We start from the raw sequence: 247 nt of genomic DNA, 5'->3' as shown, positions 1-247 counted from the left end.
TGGGCATCCGCCGCCTGTTTCGCGGCCGCGCGGGCGGTCCGCAGGTCGGCGTCCGCCTTCTTCGCGGCCTGCTCGAGTTCGGCGACCCGCGCGAGCTGCTCGGTGACGGCTTCGGCGGACGGCGCCCCGGCCAGGGTCTCGACGAGTTCGCCGTGCCGGCGCCGGGTGGTCGTCACGGCGGTGCTCGCCGACTGTTCGGCCAGCGCCGCTTCTTCCGCCTGCTTCCGGCGCTGCTCGGCGGTCCGCT

At 76.1% G+C, this 247-nt stretch carries 1 protein-coding gene; it reads right to left on the bottom strand.

All coding sequences use genetic code 11. The annotated features are described in order from the left end of the window. On the bottom strand, positions 1-247 hold a 247-nt coding region (locus tag G3I65_RS53355), incomplete at both ends, for a hypothetical protein (RefSeq protein ID WP_203612750.1).

Origin of the sequence: Amycolatopsis sp. SID8362 (assembly GCF_010550475.1) — a bacterium.
Lineage (GTDB): Bacteria > Actinomycetota > Actinomycetes > Mycobacteriales > Pseudonocardiaceae > Amycolatopsis > Amycolatopsis eburnea.
Note: the sequence above shows the minus strand (reverse complement) of the source record. Positions and strands in the feature narration are given on the sequence as shown.